Source organism: Sinorhizobium sp. KGO-5, assembly GCF_036245905.1.
In the GTDB taxonomy this organism is placed as follows: domain Bacteria; phylum Pseudomonadota; class Alphaproteobacteria; order Rhizobiales; family Rhizobiaceae; genus Sinorhizobium; species Sinorhizobium meliloti_A.
Window position 1 is genome coordinate 1 of sequence record NZ_BDIZ01000018.1, and the last position, 22250, is coordinate 22250.

Annotated in this window: 20 protein-coding genes and 1 pseudogene; 16 read left to right on the plus strand and 5 right to left on the minus strand. The window is 62.0% G+C overall.

From position 1 onward, the window contains the following. Positions 1 to 2459: Tn3 family transposase (locus BHD07_RS31505; protein ID WP_338284301.1), on the minus strand; the 2459-nt coding region annotated here is incomplete at its 3' end. Positions 2460 to 2624: 165 nt separating this feature from the next. Between BHD07_RS31505 and BHD07_RS31510 the strand changes: the two genes are divergently transcribed. After that, the gene (locus tag BHD07_RS31510) at positions 2625 to 3206 is read left to right on the plus strand and encodes a recombinase family protein (RefSeq protein ID WP_094574575.1); all 582 of its coding nucleotides are present in this window, start codon (positions 2625 to 2627) and stop codon (positions 3204 to 3206) included. 70 nt (positions 3207 to 3276) lie between these two features. Next, positions 3277 to 5211 (plus strand): annotated as a pseudogene (locus tag BHD07_RS31515) (Tn3 family transposase); the annotation flags it as partial. Here the strand turns inward: BHD07_RS31515 and BHD07_RS31520 are convergent. After that, complete coding sequence (locus tag BHD07_RS31520) at positions 5168 to 5581, minus strand: hypothetical protein (RefSeq protein ID WP_338284302.1); 414 nt, start codon at positions 5579 to 5581, stop codon at positions 5168 to 5170. The pseudogene BHD07_RS31515 and the gene BHD07_RS31520 overlap by 44 nt on opposite strands. A 35-nt stretch (positions 5582 to 5616) precedes the next feature. Then, positions 5617 to 5919 (minus strand): mobilization protein, encoded by a 303-nt coding sequence (locus tag BHD07_RS31525; RefSeq protein ID WP_151678945.1) that lies wholly within the window; start codon positions 5917 to 5919, stop codon positions 5617 to 5619. 252 nt (positions 5920 to 6171) lie between these two features. Between BHD07_RS31525 and traA the strand changes: the two genes are divergently transcribed. Genes traA through BHD07_RS31540 form a run of 3 tightly spaced genes read left to right on the plus strand, consistent with a single transcriptional unit; the run spans position 6172 to position 11582 of the window. Then, positions 6172 to 9816 (plus strand): Ti-type conjugative transfer relaxase TraA, encoded by a 3645-nt coding sequence (gene traA, locus BHD07_RS31530; protein ID WP_338284303.1) that lies wholly within the window; start codon positions 6172 to 6174, stop codon positions 9814 to 9816. Positions 9817 to 9824: 8 nt separating this feature from the next. Continuing rightward, positions 9825 to 10571, plus strand: a complete 747-nt coding sequence (locus BHD07_RS31535) for a DUF6118 family protein (protein WP_338284304.1) — start codon at positions 9825 to 9827, stop codon at positions 10569 to 10571. A gap of 12 nt (positions 10572 to 10583) precedes the next feature. Beyond that, positions 10584 to 11582, plus strand: a complete 999-nt coding sequence (locus BHD07_RS31540) for an arsenic resistance protein (RefSeq protein WP_338284305.1) — start codon at positions 10584 to 10586, stop codon at positions 11580 to 11582. On the opposite strand, the gene BHD07_RS31545 is transcribed toward BHD07_RS31540, so the two are convergent. Together BHD07_RS31545 and BHD07_RS31550 are read right to left on the minus strand one after the other, a co-directional pair. Further along, positions 11579 to 11854 carry a hypothetical protein gene (locus BHD07_RS31545; protein WP_338284306.1) on the minus strand — a complete coding sequence of 92 codons (276 nt, stop codon included), beginning with the start codon at positions 11852 to 11854 and terminating at the stop codon, positions 11579 to 11581. The genes BHD07_RS31540 and BHD07_RS31545 overlap by 4 nt on opposite strands. A gap of 250 nt (positions 11855 to 12104) precedes the next feature. Continuing rightward, complete coding sequence (locus tag BHD07_RS31550) at positions 12105 to 12377, minus strand: hypothetical protein (protein WP_338284307.1); 273 nt, start codon at positions 12375 to 12377, stop codon at positions 12105 to 12107. A 107-nt stretch (positions 12378 to 12484) separates the two neighbouring features. On the opposite strand from BHD07_RS31550, the gene BHD07_RS31555 reads away from it, so the two are divergent. From BHD07_RS31555 to BHD07_RS31605, 11 genes are all read left to right on the plus strand, one after another. Beyond that, positions 12485 to 12814, plus strand: a complete 330-nt coding sequence (locus BHD07_RS31555) for an ArsR/SmtB family transcription factor (protein ID WP_151678940.1) — start codon at positions 12485 to 12487, stop codon at positions 12812 to 12814. An 88-nt stretch (positions 12815 to 12902) separates the two neighbouring features. Then, positions 12903 to 13277, plus strand: a complete 375-nt coding sequence (arsD, locus tag BHD07_RS31560; protein WP_338284308.1) for an arsenite efflux transporter metallochaperone ArsD — start codon at positions 12903 to 12905, stop codon at positions 13275 to 13277. A gap of 11 nt (positions 13278 to 13288) precedes the next feature. Further along, positions 13289 to 15043, plus strand: coding sequence for an arsenical pump-driving ATPase (arsA, locus tag BHD07_RS31565; protein ID WP_338284309.1), 1755 nt, complete (start codon positions 13289 to 13291; stop codon positions 15041 to 15043). 12 nt (positions 15044 to 15055) lie between these two features. Next, positions 15056 to 15529 carry a CBS domain-containing protein gene (locus BHD07_RS31570; protein ID WP_151678937.1) on the plus strand — a complete coding sequence of 158 codons (474 nt, stop codon included), beginning with the start codon at positions 15056 to 15058 and terminating at the stop codon, positions 15527 to 15529. A gap of 4 nt (positions 15530 to 15533) precedes the next feature. After that, positions 15534 to 16817 (plus strand): arsenic transporter, encoded by a 1284-nt coding sequence (locus BHD07_RS31575; RefSeq protein WP_445190513.1) that lies wholly within the window; start codon positions 15534 to 15536, stop codon positions 16815 to 16817. A gap of 212 nt (positions 16818 to 17029) precedes the next feature. Next, entirely contained in the window at positions 17030 to 18451 is a 1422-nt protein-coding gene (locus BHD07_RS31580) for an FAD-dependent oxidoreductase (RefSeq protein ID WP_338284311.1), read from the plus strand. A 544-nt stretch (positions 18452 to 18995) separates the two neighbouring features. Next, the gene (locus BHD07_RS31585) at positions 18996 to 19562 is read left to right on the plus strand and encodes a recombinase family protein (protein WP_151678949.1); all 567 of its coding nucleotides are present in this window, start codon (positions 18996 to 18998) and stop codon (positions 19560 to 19562) included. Positions 19563 to 19666: 104 nt separating this feature from the next. After that, positions 19667 to 19882 (plus strand): ribbon-helix-helix protein, CopG family, encoded by a 216-nt coding sequence (locus BHD07_RS31590; RefSeq protein ID WP_147181830.1) that lies wholly within the window; start codon positions 19667 to 19669, stop codon positions 19880 to 19882. A 188-nt stretch (positions 19883 to 20070) separates the two neighbouring features. Beyond that, a complete protein-coding gene (locus tag BHD07_RS31595; RefSeq protein WP_151678948.1) occupies positions 20071 to 20952 on the plus strand; it encodes a helix-turn-helix domain-containing protein in 882 nt (293 codons plus the stop codon). 279 nt (positions 20953 to 21231) lie between these two features. Continuing rightward, on the plus strand, positions 21232 to 21906 hold the full coding sequence (locus tag BHD07_RS31600) for a ParA family protein (RefSeq protein ID WP_151654210.1): 675 nt from the start codon (positions 21232 to 21234) through the stop codon (positions 21904 to 21906). Next, positions 21903 to 22232: a stability/partitioning determinant gene (locus BHD07_RS31605; protein ID WP_151654208.1), complete on the plus strand. Its 330-nt coding sequence runs from the start codon at positions 21903 to 21905 to the stop codon at positions 22230 to 22232. The genes BHD07_RS31600 and BHD07_RS31605 overlap by 4 nt, the downstream gene beginning before the upstream one ends. Positions 22233 to 22250: the final 18 nt, after the last annotated feature.

Genomic DNA, 22250 nt, shown 5'->3' on the forward strand with positions numbered 1-22250 from the left:
ACCAGCCGCAGAATATCGTTCCAGTTTGCCTTGATCCGCTCGACGTTGATGGGTTCGCCGACGAGCGACGCCAGATTTTCGGGAGGCGTGTCGCCAGGAAAGAGATAAAGTCTGCGATCCTTGAGACCACGTAGCCGGGGCACAAGCTGGAACCCCACCAGATGGCAAAGAGCGAAGCTCATGTCGCTGACCCCGCCTGTATCGACATAGTGGGTTTCGATGGCGAGGTCGCTGCCATGATAGAGCAGACCGTCAAGGACGTAGATTGCTTCGCTGGCGTTGGCATTCATGGCGATGATATGGAAAGCGCCATACTGGTCTGAGGTGAAGCGATAGAATTTGGCGCCGGGATTCGGGCCATAGCGGGCGTTGAGATCGCCGATCGCCTCGGCGTGTCCGCCCGCCGGAAAATACTGGCCATCTGAGGAAGAAGTTGTTCCGTCACCCCACAAGCTTGCGAGAGGCAATTGCCTCTGGGCGTTGACAAGAACGGCATGTGCGGCGGTGTAGCCTTCTTCGCGAATATGCCAGTCGTGCGCCCAGGCGAGTTGGCGCATCGTGTTCCCGGGAGAAACGTCCGCCATTCTGGTGAGACCGAGATTGATGCCGTCCGCCAAGATGGCGGTGAGGAGCGCAAGCTTGTTGTCGGCCGTTCGACCACTGCGCAGATGGGTGAAGGCGTTCGAAAATCCCGTGCGGGCATCAACCTCTAGCAAAAGGTCAGTGATGCGGATCGCAGGCAGACGGCTTTCCACTTGTCGCTTCAGCGACTTGGCGATGTCTGGAAACATTGCCTTGTGCGGCGTGACGCTGAACCCCGCTCCGGTCAGTTCGACATCGTCGAGTTCGCCGGCTACGGCCAGACGGGAAAGGTCGGCCAGCCCGCCGTTCAGGATCTGGCGCTGCTGGCTGAGGTAAGTTTCCACGTCGGTATCGACTGCGACCGGGAGCGGCCCTTCCTCGCGCATCAGTTCGAATGTCGGCGTGGGGATAAGGAAGCTTTCGAAGGATTGGAAGCGCTTGGCCCCTTCTACCCAGACATCGCCGGCATCGAGCCGGCGTTTCAGTTCGCTGAACAGGCAGAGTTCATAGGCCCTGCGATCGATCTTACCATCCTGTAGTATGAGAGGCATCCAGCTTTTCGGCGCGAAGGAGATCGGTGCCTTGTCCGGTATCGCCCGTTTGCCCTTGTGGTAGAGATCCGCGATCACGGATAGCGCCCGCAGGAGGTTCGCCGCCACGGCGTGACCGCGGAACACGAGTGTCGACAGGAATTGCGGTGCCAGTTTCCGGATCGTCGGATAGCGCAGGAGCATTTCGATTTTGCCGTCGATGACATCCGGAGCGATCAGCATATCGACCGCCTGGACACTGGTCGTAAAGGCCGGCCATTGGATGACCCGTTCGAGCGCTTTGGCGATATCCTCGCCTTTGTCCCTCGCCTCGATGATCGCATGGCAAACCTTCGAAACGTCCTTCAATGGCTTCTGCACGTCGCGGACGGATCGGATGACGCGAGCGGCGGCCTGGTTATCGGCTCGCCGCGTCAGGATTCCCATGAGTTTCTTGAACATGTCAATGGTGCAGTCGGTGAGATGGTGGGAAAGGTGGAGCACCGTCGCAGCCAGGACGGCATGCCGGCGTTCGGGATTGAGGTCGCGCAGATGCTGCGCGCTCATTCGTGTCCCCTCTGCCGCGAATTCGTCAAAGACCTTGGCCGGAATGCGCTCCATCAACGTCATCGGCAGGTTCAGAGACCGCAGAAAGCGAATGCGCTCGGCAATCCTGTCGAGATTGACCGCGGCTGGCGATAATGCCGGTGTTCTTGCCCAGGCAAGGACGGTCACGCTCGTCCCCTCACGCGGGTCGAGAAGCTTGTCCAGATCGAGCTTCTGGCCTTCTGACATCCCGCCCGCCAAGGCCCGATGAGCAATCCGAATGCCGCGCCTGATCGCCACATGAATGATAGCTTCGAGCGCCGCGCGCGTCGGCAGGAGAGTTCTCCGACGTCGCAGTTCCTCCACTACCATATCTGCCAATACATCGGCCTGGCGCATGGTTTGTGCGGCAGGCGTCAGCCAACCGGTCAGTATCCGCACATCTGCAGGGACAAAAGGGCGCATCTGCATTCGATCGACAAGCAGCGCGAGATGCTCGCGTCGGGTCTGCGACCGTTCGAAATAACGATCGATCTCACGATGATCGACGCCGATCTGCCGCGCCAGAAACCGCAAGACGCCAGACGGCAGGATTTCGCCATCCGCTAGCGGTCGGCCAGGATAACGCAGTGTGGCCAGAACACAGGCGAGGCCCAGCCGATTCGAGGCTTTGTTCTGCCGCATGATCAGGTCGAGTTCCGATCGATCCAGCGTGTAATGTTTGGCGATTTCCCTTTCGTCAACCGGGATGGTTGTCGCCTGTCGCCACCATGCTTCGCTCAGTAATACTCTTCGCGCCATTCTCTGATCTTCCAGATTCGTTGGAGAGAGTGCAGCGAACTGGAAAATGCGTGTCCGACAAACGGACGTTTTGCGGTGTCCACAGATTTTGTCCGCAAAGCTTGTTACTCGACGGGAAATCGGACATTGTCCGCATTTAACAAGAAAACGGACAAATCGTGTCTCATGACTGCCATAGGCTATGCAAGAGTCTCTACCGAAGACCAGGATACCGCACTGCAACTCGACGCATTGCGCAAGGCTGGCTGCGAAAAGCTATTCGAGGACAAAGCATCGGGTGTGAAAACCGACCGACCAGGACTGACGGAAGCTATTCGCTATGCTCGGGAGGGCGACACGCTGACGGTCTGGAAACTCGATCGTCTCGGTCGATCAATGAAGCACCTGATCGACATCATCACCGAGCTGGAAGCCAAGGGCGTTGGCTTCCGATCCATCACCGAAAACATCGACACAACTACGCCCGGCGGTCGTTTGGTCTTTCATCTGTTTGGCGCGCTGGCTCAATTCGAGCGTGATCTCATCCGGGAAAGAACCCGCGCCGGTCTGCAAGCCGCAGAGGAACGGGGCCGGCGCGGTGGTCGCCAGGCGGTCGTGACACCAGAAAAGCTCGCAAAGGCCCGCCAGCATATCGCGGCTGGGCTGAATGTCCGTGAAGCTGCCGCCCGCGTGAAGATCGGCAAGACCGCTCTCTACCAAGCGCTCAAAGCCCAGAAATCAACGGCATCAACGCTCAAGCCGACGTGAGTTCTGTATGCGTTCTCAAAAGTCGGACAGATTCATCACTTTCGTGTCGTGACGCCTGTATGCAGATCCCATGACGATCCTGGATCGGCGCGTAGGATGGCATCGGCTGCTTCAGGTCAAACCCGGTCTCGAGGCCATGGTGGAGAACAGTGATGTGTCGCCTCTGGTAATGGCGGCCGAACAACATGCGACCGTCCGCAAATATGCCGGCGATTTTCTCCAGACGTTCACCTTCCGCTCGCAGCGACGGCACGATCCGTTGCTTTCCGCCGTCGCCACCATCAAAGAGCTCTACGCGGAAGGCCGCCGCGTGTTGCCCGATCGTGTTCCGGTCGGGCATCTGACAAAATCGGAGCGCGAACTGATCTTCGAAAATGGCAAGCCGGATCGGCGGCTTTACGAGCTTGCGACACTCACGCATTTGCGTGACCGGCTGCACTCAAGGGATGTGTGGGTCGAAGGCAGCCGCTCGTTCCGGCCGATTGATGAACATCTGATGCCGAAGCCGGCCTTTGTTGCCCTGAAGGAGGAAGACAAGCTTGGTCTCGGCGTCCAGGCCGACGGCACGGCATGGCTGGCGGAAACCCAGCAAATGATGGACTTCAACCTGAAGCGGCTGGCCTGGCGCGCCCGCTATGGAAAGCTTGAGGGCGTGAGAATGGAGAATGGAACCCTGATCGTGACGCCGCACAGAAGCGCTGTGCCAGCCGCGGCGGAAACCCTCTATGCCGAAATCACCGACATGTATCCTCTGGTCGAGGTACCCGATCTGTTGCGGGAAGTGCATGAATGGACGGGATTCGCCGACCAGTTCACCCATGTCCGGACGGGAGATGCACCACAGAATATTGCCGCCATGCTGGCCGGCGTGCTTGCCGATGGCACCAATCTCGGCCCGAAACGCATGGCGGGGGCCTCGAAAGGCATCAGCGCACATCAGATCGGCTGGATGCGCAGCTTCCATGCCCGCTCCGAAACCTATCGCGCCGCACAGGCCTGTGTCACCGACGCTCATACGCGCCATCCGCATTCGCGACTATGGGGTGATGGAACAACCGCTTCATCCGACGGGCAGTTCTTCCGGGCTAGCGATCGGGCTGCCAAGCGGGGTGACATCAATCTCCATTACAGCAACGAGCCTGGCACGAAATTCTACAGCGGACTCTCGGACCAATATGGCTACTTCAGCATTCTGCCGATCAGTCCGACCGAGAGCGAGGCCGTCTATGTCCTCGACGGCCTGTTCGATCACGACACGATTCTGGAGATCGAAGAATTGTTTACCGATACCGGTGGCTCCAGTGACCATGTCTTTGCGCTGTTTGCCCTGATCGGCAAGCGCTTCGCGCCCCGTCTGCGCAATATCAAGGACCGGAAATTCCACACCTTCGAGAAGGCCGATGCCTATCCGGCGCTGGCCAACCATATCGGCGCACCGATCAACACGGCACTCATCCTGGAGCATTGGGACGATCTCTTGCGTCTGGCCGCCTCGATTATGACCCGTACCGTTGCACCATCGACGATCCTCAAAAGGTTGTCCGCCTCATCGAAATCCAGCGATCTGGCCAAAGCGCTTCGCGAGGTCGGTCGTATCGAGCGAACCCTGTTCATGATTGAGTGGTATTCGAGCCCGGCGTTGCGCCGGCGCTGTCAGGCCGGTCTCAACAAGGGCGAAGCCGCCCACAAGCTCAAGCGCGCCGTCTTCTTCCACGAGCGCGGCGAAATCCGCGACCGCTCCTTTGACAGCCAGGCATTCCGGGCCTCCGGCCTCAATCTGGTCGTCAGCGCCATCGTCCACTGGAACACCGTCTATCTCAGCCGTGCCGCTGCCCATCTGCGGCAACAGGGCCGGCATATTCCTGACGATCTGCTCAAGCACATCTCGCCGCTCAGTTGGGAGCACATAAATCTCACTGGCATCTATTCCTGGGACACCGAACAGCAGATGCCGGAAGGCTTCAGATCTCTGCGCATCCCTGGCCAATTCCTGCGAGCGGCATGACGTTCTCAGTTCGTTCGAGCTTAACGCAGGATTTTGAACTGCTCTTGTCCTGACCCCTATTCGTGGCGAAGCGGGCCGAGCCGTGGGTTTCGCCTTCCATGTCCCCGAAATGGATAATCAGCGGGTTGGTGATGAAGCGGAAGGCGATCGCAGCCAGCACCAGGAGCGTGACCAGATCGAGCGCGATAAAGGGAACACTACCGGGACCGAAGCCCCATTGTTCAAGAAAGAACCGGCCGCCAAAGCCGATCACGAACAGCGCGACGATAAGGATAAACAGGACGACCAGCAGCGTTTGCCAGATACGGAAGGGCAGGGCGATCAGCGCGACGAACGCCCATAGCGGATCGCGGGTAGCAGCGCGCAGCATGTTCTTGAATGCGGCCCAGGCAAGCGTTGCCCGATTCACGATCCAGTCTCCCTGGTGCTCCCCGCCGTTTGTCCGGTTGTCGTCGCGCCGATCAGGTCGGCAAAGAGTTCCTTGTCCCCGTCGCGCGTCAGGAAGCCGGGCAGCTCGCGGCGCAACCAGTCGCCCAGGTTCCGCGAAAAGTCGTCCTTTCCGCCTTCGAGGCGATGCAGGACGAGCGCACCGAGCAGAACCTTGCGGCGGGTATCGTTAGCACGCTCCTGTTTGCCAAGCCGTGCTTTCAGGCTGGCGCGTTGCGCATCCAGTTGAGCTAGACGTTCTTCGATGGATTTGCGCGCCATGTCACATTCTCCCTTTCCGGTTGCTAGCCAAGACTATCATCCCCGGCCGTCTTTTCCAGTGTTCGCCTGTTGCGCTTGAATTTTTGGCGGTTTTGCCGCACAATTCTGGTCTCAGTTCCTCTGCATCGACTGTTCCGCAAGCACCACACCGAGCGACGAACGAACGAAGTGATTGAGTTGATAAGGGCGCACTTACGACTTGCTTCGCAAGTCAGTTGCGCCGATTCCGGATCGGAAAAGGGCAGGCAGCGTTTGGCGATCTATCATGCGAGCATGAAGCCGGTATCGCGGAGCAGCGGCAGAAGTGCTGTTGCCTCTGCCGCCTATCGTGCCGGTGAGCGTCTGACGAACGAACGCGATGGCCTCACGCATGATTTTTCCCGCAAGCAAGGCGTTGAGCAAACTGAAATCGTGCTTCCCGAAGGTGTAAATGCAGAATGGGCGAAGGACCGTCAGGCGCTTTGGAACGCAGCGGAGTTTGCCGAAAATCGGAAAGACGCGCGTGTCGCTCGTGAAATCGAGATCGGGTTACCGCACGAGCTGACGGCCGAACAGCGGCTAGAGCTAACGCGGGCGTTCGCCCAGGATTTGGCGAACCGTTATGGCGGGGCGGTCGATTTTGCGATCCATGCGCCGCATTCGGCGAGCGACGTTCGGAACCATCACGCGCACCTTTTGATGACCACGCGCCAGGTCACAGAGGAAGGTCTTGGCGAGAAGACGCATATCGAGTGGAAGAATGTGCGTCTGTTGAATGAGGGGTTGCCCACGACACAAATGCAGCTCCGCGATATCAGACAGTCGTGGGAGCAACATGCGAACGAGCATTTGGCGATGGCCGGCCTCGATGTTCGGATCGATCATCGTTCGCATCAGGAGCGCGGACTTGAGCTTGAGCCGACCGAGCATATGGGCGTGCATGCCACGCAGATGCAACGGCGCGGGCTGGACGTGTCGCGCACCCGGCTTGATGCGGAGGCGGCGCAGCGGAATGCAGAGCTGATCCGGGAGAAGCCGGAACAGGTTCTTGCGATCGTCACGAACGAAAAGAGCGTGTTCGATCGGCACGACATTGCGCGGACACTGCATCGCTACATCAACGACGACGCGCAGACGTTCCAGAACGCCTTTGCAACCGTCATGGCTTCGCCTGCCCTGGTCGAGTTGCAGGGCGAGCGGTCGAACCCCGAGACAGGCGAGATCGAGCTTGCGCGATATTCGACCCGCGAGATGGTCGGGATCGAATCCGGCATGGCGAAATCGGCAGACCGGATGCACGAGGCGCAGACCCATGGTGTCGATCGGCGGCATGTCGATCGAGCGATAGAAGAGCAGGATGCGGCCATTCGGGCAAGTGCTGGCGACGATTCTGCAAGGCTTTCGGACGAGCAGCGCCGCGCAATCGAGCATATCACCGGGCCAGAGCGGATCGCGGCTGTTGTCGGTTATGCCGGCGCTGGCAAGTCCACCATGCTTGCCGCAGCGCGCGAGGCATGGGAGGCGCAAGGCTATACCGTCCATGGCGCGGCCCTGTCGGGCAAGGCGGCCGAGGGCTTGGAAGAATCGTCCGGCATTCAGAGCCGCACGCTCGCGTCCTATGAATACCGCTGGCAAAACGACCGCGGCCGACTTAACCGCGGCGACGTGTTCGTCATCGATGAGGCCGGCATGATCGGAAGCCGGCAGCTCTCCCGGTTCATCAACGAGGCCGAGGCGCGCGGCGCAAAGATCGTCCTTGTTGGCGATCATGAGCAGCTACAGGCGATCGGGGCTGGCGCACCGTTCCGAGCCATTGCCGAGCAGATCGGCCATGCCGAGCTTTCGGAGATTCGCCGGCAGCGCGTGGACTGGCAGCGGGAGGCGTCGGTGGACTTCGCCACGCACCGGACGGCCGAGGGCTTGGCCGCCTACCGGGATCATGGCGACATTCGGCTCAACGCCACGCGGGAGTATGCGCGCGGCGAGATCGTGCGGGATTACCTTGCCGATCGCGACGAGCGGCCGGAGGGAACGCGGGTGGCGATGGCGCATCGCCGGGCCGATGTTCGGGCCATCAATGACGCGATCCGGGCCGAGCTACAGGACCGGGGCGAGCTAGCGCGCAGCCACGGGCCGGGCGAGGGCGAGAACACCGGCGCGCTGACCTTCCAGACCAATGACGGCAAGCGCGAGTTCGCGCCGGGTGACCGTATCGTGTTCCTTGAGAACAATCGCGACCTTGGCGTCAAGAACGGGATGCTTGGCACGGTCGAGCGCGTCGAGGCAGGCCGGCCGGGTGCCGGCCCCATGATCGTCGCGCAGCTCGACGGCCCAGGCGGACAGGGCAGGGGTGACAGCATCAGCGTGCCGATGGACGATTATCGCGCCGTCGACCACGGCTATGCGACGACGATTCACAAGAACCAGGGCGCGACGGTGGACCGGGCCTTTGTGATGGCGTCGGGCACGATGGACCGGCATCTGACCTATGTCGCCATGACCCGGCATCGCGACGGCGCGCAGCTCTATGCGGCACAAGACGAGTTTGCCGATCGCAATGCGGGCCGCCTGGTCGAGCATGGGACCGCGCCCTATCAGCACGACCCGAAGAACCGCGACAGCTATTTCGTGACGTTGGAAAATGAACGCGGCCAGAAACACACGGTTTGGGGTGTGGACCTTGAGCGCGCCATGAAAGAGGCCGCGCCGGAGATCGGGAGCAAGATCGGCCTTGAGCATCGCGGATCGGAAACGGTTCGGCTGCCGGATGGCAGCACGGCCGAGCGCAATGCGTGGAAGGTGCAGGACGCCGGCGAGCTGGCCTATTCCCAACTTGAAAACCGGCTCAGCCGATCGGGCGCGAAGGAAACGACGCTCGATTACACCCGCGACTTTGCCGAGCGGCGCGGGATAGCGGAACAATTGGGCGTCCGCAGCGAGATCGAGCTCAATCCGGAGCGGGAGCCGACGCAGGAGCTGACCCGGGCCAGAGCTGGCCAAGCGCAGCGGCCGAGCATCGAGGCCGAAAATAGGGGCGAGGATCCACGCCGGGTTTCTTCGCTGTCCAAGGATCCCGCCCAGGATCGTATTCAGGAACATGGGGACGATCAGCAGCAGCGACCGCGCCGAAGCATGTTCGAGGGCCTGAAACTCGGGCGGAGCGCGGCGGCCGAAGGGCCGCAGCAGGACCGCGCCGCGCCGGCCCAGGAGCGGCCAGAGAGAGCCGAGACTCCCCGGCGCAGCATGTTCGATGGCTTGAAGCTCAATGCCGCCTCAGCCGCCCAGGAGCAGCCGGAAAGAGGGGAGAGCGTGCGAGAGGCGCCCGCGCCCGACCGGCAGGCAGACCGCTTGCGGCGACCGTCCGACATGGAGCGCGCCATAGACCGCTATGCGCGGGCCTATGGCGCGGCCGAGCGAAATCACAGTGAGGGCTTGCCCGTACTCGAAACGCAGAAGCAGGAATTGCGGCAGGCCGGCCAGCAGCTCGACCGGGCGCGGCCGGGAGCGTCGGCGCTGATGGTGTCCGCCTTGCAGCATGATCCGGAGACGCGGGCCGCCATGCAGGAGCTTTCCGGCCGCGAGCGTGTCGGCCAGCTCAGCGCCGGCATGGACCGGGAGCGCGCCGCACTGGCGGACCCGAACGTCAGGGCCGAACGGTTCGTGCAGCGCTGGCAGGAGCTACAGGGCGAACGCCAGGAGCTGCGCGGTTGGCAGCACGACGAGGCGCGCGGGAAGGTCGAGGGGCAAATGCGCGGCATGACAAAGAGCCTTGAGCGCGATCCGCAGGTTGAATCGATCCTGCGCAATCGCAGCCAGGACCTCGGAATCGGTCATGTGCGGCAGAGCGAAAGCCTCGCCCGCAACATGGAGCAGAGCCTTGAGCGCGGCCGGAGCCAGGGCCTTGGGATGGAACGATAGGAGACGCCATGACGGACGAGAGCGAGGATACAGAACCAGACGAGCAGGACGCAGGCAGCGACCCGGCCCAGGCTTTCGATACGTTGCGGCGATCTGTCGAGAAGCTGACGCGCGACGTTGGCGGCGAAATGACCGTCATCCGCAAGGGGGTGGAAGCGGCGTTCGAGGAATTCGAGAAAATCCAGCAGCCGCCCGATTACGGCCCGGAGCTTGGCCGTATGGTCAAACAGGTTGCCGTCGTTGGACAGGCCCTTGAAGCCTTGCAGAAGTCGCCGGCGCTCAGGAATGGCCCCGAGCATTACGCCCGCGCGCTCGAGAACGCCGGCGACCGGATTTCGGAGGGTGCTGGCCGCACGATCGAGGCTCGAGGACAAGCCCTCGAGCGCGTGACCGGCGATCTTCGCGAGTTTGTCAGGGCCGCCCGCCTTCGCCGGGAACAGGATTGGTGGCTTTGGGGCGTGGGAGCGGCCGGCCTGGTTGCCGGCGTGCTGTTGACGTTGTTCCTTCCGCGCGTTCTGCCCGGATCGGTCGATATGGCCGTAGCCTCAACCGCCATGAACGCCGACCGCTGGAATGCGGGAATCTCGCTCATGCAGTCGGGAAGCCCAGGAGGCTGGCGCAACCTGGTCGAGGCCAGCAATCTTGTGCGCGCCAATCAGGAGGCACTTGCGGCGTGCGCCGAGGCGGCCGCCAAGGCGAAGAAAGAACAACGTTGCACGGTCACCGTGGCAGTGCCTTCCGGTCAGGAACGATAAAAGGATAAGGGTTTGAAAAGTTTAGATCACCTTCGAGAGTTTTTCGAAACACAGCAGGTCAAAATCTATTTCGGCGCGGTCGTTCTGGCCGCAATAGTCGCCTTGCTTGTTCCGGGGACGACAGCGCTAGAGAGCGCCGTCAATCCGGCGCTCGCATTGATGCTGTTCGTCACCTTTCTACAGGTTCCTCTTGCCGACCTTGGGCGAGCCTTCGCGCGCGTCCGGTTCCTTGCGGCGCTACTCGTTACAAATTTCGTGGTGGTGCCGATCCTCGTTGCCGGCCTTATTCAGTTTTTGCCGGCCGAACCGATGTTGCGGCTTGGCGTCCTGTTCGTGCTGCTTACGCCCTGCATCGACTACGTTGTGACGTTCTCGCACTTAGGCCGCGCCGACGCGCGGCTCCTTTTGGCGTCAACGCCGGCACTGCTCATCCTGCAAATGATGCTGTTGCCGGTCTATCTCGGGTTCTTTCTCGGGGCCGATGCGGCGAACCTCGTGCAAATGGGGCCGTTCGTGCATGCCTTTGTCTGGCTAATTGCGGTTCCCCTCATACTGGCTGCGCTCGTGCAGATATGGGCAAGCCGCAACCGAACGGGGGAGCGCGCCGCAACGGTCCTCGGGCTCTTGCCTGTCCCGGCCACCGCGCTCGTTCTGTTTGTCGTCATCGCAGCCGTGGTCCCGCAGCTCGGCCCGGCAATCGACGGCGCGCTGCGCGTGGTGCCGGTCTATATCGCCTTCGCGATCCTCGCGCCCTTGATCGGTTGGAGCGTCGGCCGGCTGTTCGGCCTTGAGGCAGCGGCAGGCCGCGCGATCGCGTTCAGCGCCGCCACCAGAAATTCGCTCGTAGTGTTGCCGCTCGCTTTCGCCGTGCCGGGTGCGGTGCCGATCCTGCCGGCGATCATCGTCACGCAAACACTGGTCGAGCTGATAAGCGAATTGATCTACATGCGGTTGATTCCGAAACTTGGCGCTCCGGAATCAAAGGTGCTAGCCGGTGATGACACCGGCTAGATTCGGGTGGTCACGGCCAAAAACCAATCTGGAAGTGCTTGCTCCAATACGGTTTGAACAACGCGATCCAAACCGGAAAGCGTCATCACGCCCGCCACGATAAGAAGCATGCCGAGGACCATCTTGAGCTTGGTGGCCGCGCCGAGCATCCGGCCTCGCCAACGCATCAGGCCCACCTGCGCGGCAATGGCCTCATACGTCAGACCGCTCTCCCGCAGGCCGATGACCTGCGGGCGGCGCTCCTCTTGCGCTGCTGCGGGCAGCTTGCGCATGTCGACATGTTTCATCCCGCCAAACTGGATCGAATGCCCTCGATTTCAAGATCACCCAAGCCGGATCAATAATGGACCGATGACAATAAGCCAGGGCCTGCACTACGGCGAAGGCGGCGAAGCTCCCCGCCACAAAGGAAATATCCCATCCTTTTTGTTCGGCAAGCCGCGTCTGATGGAAGAATAATCCCGTCACGATGAACGGGCCTGCCCGCATTGCCGGGAAGGTCAGCAAAAGACGACGATCGCGCTACAGCGGTTTTGTGGATGAAATATCGTTTGACCTGTCCTTGCGGTTGCGAATGGCCTTGTCGCCTAAACGCGGCAGAAACAGCAGAGCGACTGCTACGCCGACGATGACGGCATTGATCATCCAGGCGGTGCGCCAGCCAAGATGCTCCATCATGGTCACGCCGGCGATCGGAAAGAGGCCCTGAGCGACAGACAGGCCGAGCGCGACAAGGAGCGCTGCCGTGCTAACGTGGTAAAGACCCGCCATCACCAGAAACGGAACAGCCGGCATAGCCGCTGTCACTAGGAATAGACGCGTCGCTTGCATGAGGGCCCTTGCCAAGTTGATCTGCGCCCTCTATATAGCCTTTCGACGATGAACGATAGAGATAAAATTCGATGTCCGCTAATGCCCGTTACGCCGACGAGCCCGACGACTCGCTCACCTTGGCTGTCCTCGCCAAAGCCCTCGGACATCCGGCCCGGATCGCCATCATCCGCATGCTGGAGGCTCGGCAGACCTGCGTGGGTTGTGACATCGTCGAAGAAATCGGATTGGCGCAGTCGACGACCTCCGAGCACCTGCGCATCTTGAAGGCGGCCGGGATCATCACCGGGGAGATCGAGCGCCCGAGGGTCTGCTACTCGCTCAACCCGATTGCGCTCGCACCGCTGAGACAGTTTCTCGACGTGGTCGCGGGCCCACGAGCCGCCAAATCCAAGTTCTAGCATTCCGACTTCAATTGACCTGGAGGGCGTCAAGCTCTGCCATAGTCATCGTCAATCGACGATAAACGTTTACCAAGAGGAGATAGCCATGCGTAGTCCCGAGATCAAGGTTTTCGACCCGGCCATGTGCTGCACCACCGGCGTGTGCGGCGTCGATGTCGACCAGCAGTTGGTGACCTTTGCAGCCGATCTGGAGTGGGCCAGGCAGCAGGGGGCCAGGATCGAGCGGTTCAACCTGAGCCAACAGCCGATGGCCTTTGTCGACAACGCTGCTGTCAAGGGCTTCCTGGACCGTTCCGGGCAGGACGCGCTGCCCCTCGTTCTCGTCGATGACGAGGTTGCGCTGGCGGGGCGCTATCCGCAGCGCGCCGAGCTCGCGCGCTGGCTGGGGGTCGCTCCGGAAGCACCGGCCTCGGTCCCGCCCGCGCCCGGCAGCTGCGGCACACGCAGCGGCTGCTGCTGAAGGAGGACATCATGAAGTTTCTTAGCGACGCACCGAAGTTCATTTTTTTCACCGGCAAGGGCGGCGTCGGCAAGACGTCGCTGTCCTGCGCGACGGCGATCCACTTAGCCGAACAGGGCAAGCAGGTCCTGCTGGTCAGCACCGATCCGGCCTCCAACGTCGGTCAGGTGTTCGGCCGGACCATCGGCAACAAGATAACTGCAATCGACACCGTGCGTGGCCTATCGGCGCTCGAGATCGACCCGCAGGCGGCGGCGCAGCAATACCGCGACCGCGTGATCGAGCCGGTTCGCGCAGCACTCCCCGCTGATGTCATCAAGGGAATGGAAGAGCAACTGTCCGGGGCCTGTACCACGGAAATCGCTGCCTTCGACGAATTCACAGCGCTGCTGACGGATTCCGAACTGGTCGAACAATACGACCACATCGTGTTCGACACGGCGCCCACGGGTCACACCATCCGCCTGCTGCAATTGCCGGGCGCCTGGAGCGGCTTCATCGACAAGAACCCGGACGGCGCCTCATGCCTGGGGCCGCTGACCGGCCTGGACAAGCAGAGGCAGCGTTACGCGGAGGCCGTGCAGGCATTGTCCGATCCTGCTCGCACGCGCCTGGTCCTGGTCGCGCGTGCTCAGAAGTCCACCCTGGACGAAGTCGCGCGCACGCATGCGGAATTGGCCGAAATCGGCCTGTCCAAGCAGCACCTGGTTATCAACGGCGTCTTGCCGGCAGTCGAAGCCGAGCACGACATGCTGGCGGCTGCCGTCTATCGTCGCGAGCAGGCAGCCATCGCCGAGATACCGGCTGCGTTGCGCCAGTTGCCGCTCGACCAGTTGCCGCTCAAGGCTTTCAACATGGTCGGCGTCGAGGCGCTGAGACGTCTTTTCAACGCTGCGGACGATGCGGGCGCGGTCGCCCCGGAAATCCGCGCAACTCCAGCGAATCTACCCAGCCTCGCTGTGCTTGTCGATGAACTGGCCGCTAATGGCCACGGCCTCATCATGATGATGGGAAAGGGCGGCGTCGGCAAAACCACACTGGCGGCGGCCGTGGCCGTCGGGCTGGCCAAGCGCGGCTTGCCCGTGCATCTGACCACTTCCGATCCGGCCGCGCATCTGTCGGACACGCTGGCTGGATCGCTGGATAATTTGGAGGTCAGCCGCATCGATCCGCGCGCTGAGACCGAGCGCTATCGGCAGCATGTTCTCGCCACCAAGGGCCAGGACCTCGACGCTGAGGGCCGCGCGATGCTGGAAGAGGATCTGCGCTCGCCCTGCACCGAGGAGATTGCGGTGTTCCAGGCGTTCTCGCGCATCATCCGCGAGGCCGACAAGAAATTCGTGGTGATGGACACCGCGCCGACCGGTCACACGCTGCTGCTGCTCGACGCCACGGGGGCCTATCACCGGGAGGTCGCCCGCCACATGGAGGGCAAGGCGCATTACACCACGCCGATGATGCAGTTGCAGGATCCGGCGCGCACCAAGGTCATGGTCGTGACGCTGGCCGAGACCACCCCGGTCCTGGAGGCCGCGCGCTTGCAGGACGATCTGCGTCGCGCCGGGATCGAGCCATGGGCCTGGGTGATCAACAACAGCCTGGCTGCTGGCGAGACCGAGGCGCCTTTGCTGAAGCAGCGCGCCGGTCACGAACTGGCGCAGATCGAGGCCGTGCGTACAGAGCACGCCAAGCGCGTCGCTTTGGTGCCGGTCCAAACCGAAGAGCCGGTCGGGGTCGAGCGCCTGCTGGCGTTGGCCGAGCAATAGGGAAGGCCAGTCATGTTCATCCGAGACCTGATGACCTCCGATCCCGTCGTCGTGCACCCCGAAACTCCGGTCGAAGACATCGCCGGGCTGCTCCTCGCCCACCGCATCAACGGCGTGCCGGTGGTGGACGAGAACCGCCGCCTGCTCGGCGTCGTCACCGCAGCGGATCTGATCCACCGCGCAGCTGACGAACGGCTGGAGCCACGCGAGTCGCTTTGGAAAGAAAACTTCTGGATTTCCTTTCTTGGTCCCGAGGGCGCCCAGCCCGGCAAGGCCGAAGGCCGCACCGCGGCCGAGGTGATGACGCACGAGGTGCACAGCGTTGCGCCGGATGATCACCCATTGGTGGCGGCACGGCTGATGGCGGACTACGGCCTGACTTCGCTGCCCGTGATCGAGGCCGGCATGGTGATTGGCGTGGTCTCGCGCATCGACCTTCTACGGCGTCTGCACGAACTCGAAAACCCGTTGAAAAGAGAGAACTGACGTGCTGGCTGCCCTGCTGATCTTCCTCGTTACCATCGTCCTTGTCATCTGGCAGCCGCGCGGCCTCGGCATCGGGTGGAGCGCGATTCTTGGCGCCGTTGTCGCCCTTGCTGCGGGTGTCGTGCATCTCAGCGATGTGCCCATTGTGTGGGACATCGTTTGGAATGCGACAGCCACTTTCATCGCTGTCATCATCATTAGCCTGCTCCTCGATGAGGCCGGGTTCTTCGAATGGGCAGCACTGCACGTCGCTCGGTGGGGCGGTGGCCGCGGCCGCTTGTTGTTTGCGCTCATCGTCTTGCTCGGCGCGGCAGTGGCAGCGTTGTTCGCCAACGACGGCGCCGCGCTGATCCTGACGCCCATTGTGATGGCAATGCTGCTGGCGCTGGGGTTCAGCGAGAAGGCAACACTCGCCTTCGTCATGGCCGCCGGTTTCATCGCCGATACGGCCAGTTTGCCGTTGGTGGTGTCCAATCTGGTGAACATCGTCTCGGCCGATTTCTTCAAGATCGGCTTCAACGAATACGCCATGATCATGGTCCCGGTAAACTTCGCCGCGGTCGCCGCTACCTTGGCGGTGCTGTTGCTTTATTTCCGGCGGAGCATACCCGCCCAATACGACTTGGCCCAGCTCAAACAACCGCGTGAGGCCATTCACGACCTGGCGACCTTCCGCGTCGGGTGGGTGGTGCTGGCACTGCTGCTGATCGGTTTTTTTGGTCTTGAACCACTAGGGGTGCCGGTCAGCGCCGTCGCGGCCGTCGGCGCGTTGTTGCTTCTCGGCGTGGCGGCACGCGGTCATGTCATCAGCACCCGCAAGGTGTTGCGTGAGGCACCATGGCAGATCGTGATCTTCTCGCTGGGCATGTATCTGGTGGTGTACGGCCTGCGCAACGCGGGTCTTACCGAGCAGATTGCCGCGCTCCTTGATGTTTTCGCCAAAGGTGGAGTGTGGGGAGCCGCGTTCGGTACCGGGATTCTCACGGCTCTTTTGTCCTCGGTCATGAACAACATGCCGACGGTGTTGGTCGGAGCGCTGTCCATCGATGCGTCAAGTGCAACCGGCGTGGTGAAGGAGGCCATGATCTACGCCAACGTGATCGGTAGTGACCTCGGCCCGAAGATCACGCCGATCGGCTCCCTGGCAACGTTGTTGTGGCTGCATGTACTGGCGCGCAAGGGCATGACCATCACTTGGGGTTACTACTTCAAGGTTGGTATCGTTCTGACCGTGCCGGTGCTTTTCGTCACGTTGGCTGCCCTGGCGATGAGACTCAGTGTTGTCTGAGATATCAGCCGAAGCGGGCGGTGCGCGAAACGAGACAATCGGAGAGATATACGAAATGAGCTATGGGCCACCACGTGCCGAACCACGGCAAGAACGGCCATGCGACGTTGCAGTGGTCGGCGGTGGGTAGGCCGGCCTCGGCAGGCACCAATCTCGTTCGCGGCGGAAGGTCAATACCTGCCGTCCGGTCATGATGCTCTTGGAGGTTTGTTATGCAGTTACTCATCATCGGCGGCAGCGATGCCGGCATTAGCGCGGCGCTACGCGCCCACGAACTCGAGCCGGGTGCTGAAGTCACGCTCGTGCTGGCGGACGACTATCCCAACTTCAGCATCTGCGGACTGCCTTATTATCTCAGCGGAGAAACGCCTGATTGGCGCCAACTCGCTCATCGCACCGAGTTTCCCGGAATACGGATCTTGCGCGGGCATACGGCACGGTCGATCGACGCGCGGGGGAAAGCGGTTTTGGTCGAGCACGCGGGAACGGAGCAGACGATCCGGTATGATCGCCTGATCGTGGCAACGGGGGCGGCGCCGATGCGTCCCGAGCTGCCTGGAAGCGAGTTGGACGGTGTGTTCCTGCTGCACACGATGAATGACAGCTTCGCGGTTCACAAGCACCTGACGGAGCGGGAGCCGCGGACCGCGGTGCTCATCGGCGCCGGTTACATCGGGCTCGAGATGGCCGACGCGCTCACCCAGCGAGGTCTTGAGGTAACTCTGCTCAGTCGCACCGAAACGGTGCTTCCGACGGTGGACCCGGCGCTTGGCGTCCTGGTCGGGGACGAGCTGCGGCGGCATGGCGTGCGTGTCCTGACCGGCCTCAGCGCCACTCGGATCGAACAACAGTCCGGGGACAGCACGAGCCCGCGCTTGTTGGTGACGGACTCGGCGGGCACCCAGCACCCCGCGGATATGGTGATCCTGGCGGTTGGTGTGCGGCCGGCGAGCGATTTGGCCCGCCGAGCGGGCGCAGAACTCGGGGTGCGCGGCGCCATCGCCGTCACGCACCGGATGCAAACAAGCCTGCCCGATGTGCTCGCCGCCGGCGACTGCGTGGAGACCTATCATCGCCTCCTCGACCAGCCGGTCTATATTTCGCTCGGGACCATCGCTCACAAGCAGGGTCGGATAGCCGGCGAGAATGCTCTGGGTGGCGACCGGGAGTTCGCCGGCGCGCTCGGCACCCAGAGTCTCAAAGTTTTCGACCTTGCGATCGCCCGAACGGGCCTCATGGATCACGAAGCGCGGAACGGTGGTTTCGATCCGCTGACCGTGCCAATGGAAGCAAACGACCACAAGGCATACTACCCGGGCGCGGTGACTCTCCACATCCGCATGACCGGCGATCGCCAGACCGGCCGGCTGCTCGGCGCACAGATTCTCGGTCACCGAAAGGCGGAGATCTCCAAGCGGATCGACATCGTTGCGGCGGCGCTTTTTCAGAATGCGAGCGTCGAGCAGCTCAACGACATGGACCTCAGCTATACGCCACCATTCAGCAGTCCGTGGGACCCGGTGCAGGTGGCTGCCCAGGCTTGGTCTGCCAGCCAGACGGCTTCCGGCAATAGGGGACCGCATCAAGGGACGGGGGAGCCACTCTCGTCAACGACGCGGGCTTCGCCTCATTGAGCCGAATGGCGACGACGCCCGTCGGCGTTGCGCTTGGACTGGAGTTCGTCAACGATGGGGGGAGGAACCTCCAAAACTCGCCCCATCAAGCCGCCGACCGCCATGTCACACGAAAAGGTGCGCAAAGCGTTGAACGCTGGCGCGCGTGATCAGTCGATCGCTGTCATGAAGGGGTCCAATCGGAATGCTCACGGTGCACCAATCTGGTCAGATGGTTGCAGGGAGCTAGCTGGTTGCCAGGGGATAGGCGCTTGGAGAAGGCCACCCGCGGTGCGGGTCCGGTTGATCGTTGCCATATTGCGGCAAAATAATAAGAGATCAAGCCAGAAACCGAGCGGATCGGGCTTTTCTATTAGAGAGGCTGTTGTCGCAGAACTCCTAAGTTAAGCAGCACTTTGGCAGGAAAGTCTGAATCCCTTGTGTTTCAGAGCCTTAGCTGAAAGCACCACTGTCGCATATCTTTGTCGCAAGTGCTAAAATACCTGCAACATGATTTGCGACAGGGGGAGCCGTGATTAGCCAATCAGATTCCGACGCCGGCCGGGTGTTCATCGGCTATGCCCGCGTCTCGACGCGCGGCCAGGACCTCGACCAGCAGCGGGCCGCCCTTGGCGCGGCTGGCTGCATCCGCATCTTTGAGGAAAAGGCATCCGGGGCGAAGCGAGACCGGCCCGAGCTGGCGCGGGTGCTCGACCATCTGCGCGCCGGCGACGTGGTGACGATCACCCGGCTAGACCGCCTCGCCCGATCGACCGGCGACCTTCTGGCGATCGCGGAGCGGATTAAAGAGGCCGGCGCTGGCCTGCGCTCGCTGGCCGAGCCTTGGGCCGACACGACGACGCCGGCCGGCCGCATGGTGTTGACCGTGTTCGCCGGCATGGCCGAGTTCGAGCGGGCCTTGATCGTGGAGCGCACGAGCGCCGGCCGGATCGCGGCGAAGGCGCGGGGCGTTCGCTTCGGCCCCTCCCCTGCCCTCACGGTTGAGCAGATCGCGCACGCGCGCCAGCTCATCAATGAGGAAAAGAAGCCGGTTACAGAAGTTGCCCGGCTCCTGGGCGTGCATCGCGCAACCCTCTATCGGGCGCTTGAATCGACTTCAAATCGGGCTTGAAGCCTTGCCTGGATTGCACATCAGAGCATCCGACTTGCGCGATGTTTCTACACTTTGGAGATTCGGGGTTGCAGAATCGGGCAAATCTCCCCTTACTGCTAAGCATGAAGCGCAATACAGAAAAGATTCGGAAGGATGTTGCCGCCCATCGGGCACGGCAGCTTGCGGCCGGTCGTATCGCGCTGACTACGTATGTTCCGACTGATCTTCTCGCGCAAATCGACAAGATCAAGGAACAGCGGGGCGAGCTTGGTCGCGCGCCGATTATCGAAGAAGCTTTGAGGTTTTATATCGAGAAAGCACCCGAGGGCATGAAATGAAAAACCCCTAGCCGTTAGCAGCGGCAAGGGGTTTTCGGATTTCGGAAACGGCTATGTTAGGACCGCCTGAACAGCCCCTAACATAGTCGAGAGTGAACCACCCGGCAAGAGTGAGTCTCGCCGGGAACGGGGAATCTTTGTCCGCCGTCCGCGCCGTCATGTCCTCCGAATGGAAGGACGAAGGACAGATGTTGAGGACGCAAATTGCGGCCGCGATTGGCTGCGCGCGTGCGAACGCGCTTGATGAAATCATGCGGGAGGTCTGGACGCGCTACAGCGCCGGCCAACTCTCCGAAGAAGACGCCGGCCAGCTTTCCACGCTCGCCCAGGAGCGCCGGGCCGCGTGGCGCGGATCGGGACAGGCTGCGCTTGGCCTGGTCCTGCCTCCTCCGGCCGATAAGTGCCCGACGCCGGTTCGCCGGCGCAGCTATTTCAAGGGGCGATCGGAGGGCCGTATCTGGCAGGCGACGACGCGCAAGGACGTGCAGGCGATCTTGAGGGCGGCCGAAATCTACAACGAGGTCGGTTTGCGCGAGAAGAAGGGCGAGCGCAGCGGCCCGTTAGGGTCGATTGCGCTCGACGTGCTGCGGCTGTTCGTTAATCTCATCGACTTCCGCACCGGCCGGCTAGAGCCGTCTATCAGCACAATCATGGACCGCCTGGGCCGCTCGCGCGATACGATCGTGCGGGCGCTGAAGAACCTGCGGGCGCATGGTTTCATCGACTGGCTGCGGCGCTACGAGCCGACCGGGAACGAGGGGCGCGGCCCCCAGGTGCAGCAGGCGAGCAACGCCTACCGCCTGTCCCTGCCGGAAAAGGCCCGGCAGTTCCTTGGCCGGTTCGGCAAGGCCCCTCCCCCGCCTGCGGATCATGGACAGGATCAGCAGGCATGGAGCGAGGCGATCGACGCCTACAAGAACGCTCTGCCCCTCGATGAGCGAACGCAGCTCGATGCCGGCGATAGCCCGCTTGGGCAGGCTCTTGTGAGGATGGCAAAGACCTTCATGAAACGTGAGTCCGATAACCAGACTGAATCCCCCTCTAATTCTATTCTCTATGTGAAAACATAGGCGGTCGCCGCTGTTCGGGCCGCTCACGCGGCCCTGCGGCGGTTCCGGACCGCGTAATAGGCGGTCCGGTCCGGCACCCTCAGAGCAAAATCCCTACCGCTTCGCCTGCGGCCAATGTCACATGGGCTTTCGAGAGGGAACAAGGGGCACGGCTGCGCCTAACGTGATAGCTGTTTGCTAGCGGATAGCTATTTGCAATACGGTTGTAAGCGGCTGCTTAACAGCTTATAAATAGCATGCAGCTAACATGCTGCTGGTCATTAGATGCGCGGAGGGTGTATGGCGGTCATATCATTTGTTTCGAGCAAAGGCGGGGTTGGCAAAACGACTTCGGCCGTTGTCCTCGCCGGCGAGCTAGTCGCGGCGGGCCGCAAGGTCGCGTTGATCGACGCAGACCCCAACAGACCCCTTGTAGCCTGGTCGCAGCTTCGCCCGGTTCCGGAATCCCTGCGGCTCATAGTCGATGACTCGGCCGAAACAATCATAGACACGATCGAGGATGCCCGCGCCGAAGCCGATTTCGTCATAGTTGACCTAGAAGGGACCGCAACTGATCGCGTCGGCTTCGCCGTCGCCCGGTCAGATTTGGTTCTGATTCCGCTGCAAAGCTCGGTTCTCGATGCAGCCGAGGCCGCGAAATCGGTCAAGCTGGTGCGCCAAATGTGGAAGGTGGCGAACCGGGAAATTCCATATCGGGTGTTCTTTACCCGCGTGCCACCCGCGATCCGCGAGCGCACGGCGCGCGACATAGAGCGGCAGTTTACCGGCGCTGCGGTCCCGGTGCTGCCAGCGACTTTGATCGACCGGGCGGCCTATCGGACCTTGTTTTCCCTGGGCGGCACGCTGCACGAGCTGGAAGCGGCCGATGTGTCGGGGCTGGAGACAGCCAAAGAAAACGCCCGCGAATACGCGCAAGCCGTCATCAACGCCATTAGGGGAGGGACCGCAGCATGACCGGCGACGACAAGAAACGCGCGACGCTCGACTTTGGCGATGAACTCAACACGCCGCCAGTGCCGCCCGTCGATCCGAACGCGGTCAAAGCGGCCGCACGCGCTGCGGGCTTCCGCGAAACTCCGAAAGCCGCCGAGCTATTCCCGTCTTCTCCTGGGCGACCCCAGCGCCGCACGCGGCGCAAGACAGGCCGCACGGAGCAGTTCGCAACCCGGCTACGGGCCGACACTATCGAGGCGATCTATGCCTATGCGGACCGCCACGAGATCACGCTTGCCGAGACGATCGAACGAGCAATGAGCGCACTTGGCGAAGGCGAGCAGTAACGGTTTCGCTTGTTCGTT